Source organism: Nioella nitratireducens, from assembly GCF_001879715.1.
GTDB classification, from domain to species: domain Bacteria; phylum Pseudomonadota; class Alphaproteobacteria; order Rhodobacterales; family Rhodobacteraceae; genus Nioella; species Nioella nitratireducens.
The window spans coordinates 1-1,132 of record NZ_MNBW01000068.1; the positions used below are offsets into that span (position 1 = coordinate 1).

Below are 1,132 nucleotides of genomic sequence, written 5' to 3' on the forward strand. Positions count from 1 at the left end.
GTAAGCGGTTCGCCGCCCCCACACTTTCGAGCTGACGTGTGATCTGCGATTCAGAGGCTTCTTTGGTTTGTGGGGAGTTTCTCGATGGGAGCTTTAAGCGAGTTTCTGGCAAGGGTTCCGCGCCGGACAGATGGGAAGCGGAATTGGCCACCGGAGCTGAAGGCTCGGATTGTGGCGGAGACGTTGATAGAGGGCGAGACGGTCAACGCGGTCGCGAAGCGATATGAGTTGATCCCCAGCACGGTTTCTGATTGGCGACGGATGGCGCGACAGGGCAAGCTGGTTCTGCCAAATTTGGAGGGTATGGACTTCGTGCCTGTGGAGATCGAGGCACCTACGCCGGTCGCCGAACCTCTGCCCAACCCATTCTCCAGCACGCTCGATGTGATCAAGGGCGACGTCATTGTTCGTCTTGATGCGGCAACGCCAGCCGCGCGGATCGCGGAGATCGCACGGGCTATTGGGACGTGATGATGCCATCCCACAAGGTCCGCATTTTTGTGGCCAGTGATCCGGTCGATTTCCGCAAGGGTCATGACGGGCTGGCCGCTATGGTGCAGGGTCATTTGCGACAGAAGCCCTTTGATGGGTCTGTATATGTGTTCCGCGCCAAGCGCGCAGATCGGCTGAAGCTGATCTACTGGGACGGCAGTGGGCTGGTGATGGCGTATAAGCGACTGGAGGATAACACCTTCAAATGGCCCGCGATCAAGAACGGGGTGATGCGTTTGGAACCGGCCCAGTTTGAGGCGCTGTTTGCGGGTTTGGATTGGCGGCGCGTGCAGCCCTTGGAGGTCGCAGCACCTTCTGCGGCGGAGTGACTCACGGGGCCCTTTGCAGGGGTTATCCTGCCCTTGTTTTGTTATGGCATCGGGCATGACCGCACCTGATGAATTGCCCGACGACATTGCTGAGTTGAAGGCGATCATCCGTGCGCAGCAGGATCAGAATGCCCGGCTCGAGGTTCTGGTTGCCGCCTTCAAGAAGGCGCTCTTCGGGAGCAAATCCGAGAAGATCGATCCAGGCCAATACGAGCTGGAGCTCGAAGACATCGAGACGGCCATCGCGCAGGTGGAAGCTGAGATTGATGCTGATCAGCGCACCGCGCCCATGCGACCGCCAAAGCCGCGTC

At 59.2% G+C, this 1,132-nt stretch carries 3 protein-coding genes; all 3 read left to right on the forward strand.

Going from position 1 to position 1,132, the window contains the following annotated elements; genetic code table 11:
• The first annotated feature begins 84 nt into the window (after positions 1-84).
• Positions 85-471 carry a transposase gene (locus BKY27_RS19595; RefSeq protein ID WP_071676132.1) on the forward strand — a complete coding sequence of 129 codons (387 nt, stop codon included), beginning with the start codon at positions 85-87 and terminating at the stop codon, positions 469-471.
• 2 nt (positions 472-473) lie between these two features.
• Positions 474-821 carry an IS66 family insertion sequence element accessory protein TnpB gene (tnpB, locus tag BKY27_RS19600; protein ID WP_199559142.1) on the forward strand — a complete coding sequence of 116 codons (348 nt, stop codon included), beginning with the start codon at positions 474-476 and terminating at the stop codon, positions 819-821.
• A 55-nt stretch (positions 822-876) separates the two neighbouring features.
• On the forward strand, positions 877-1,132 hold a 256-nt coding region (locus BKY27_RS19605; protein WP_199559143.1), incomplete at its 3' end, for a transposase.

What these genes read in the sequence shown, in the direction of transcription:
- tnpB (WP_199559142.1), top strand. Translation starts at nt 474, where the DNA reads ATGCCATCCCACAAGGTCCGCATTTTTGTGGCCAGTGATCCGGTCGAT.
- BKY27_RS19595 (WP_071676132.1), top strand. Translation starts at nt 85, where the DNA reads ATGGGAGCTTTAAGCGAGTTTCTGGCAAGGGTTCCGCGCCGGACAGAT.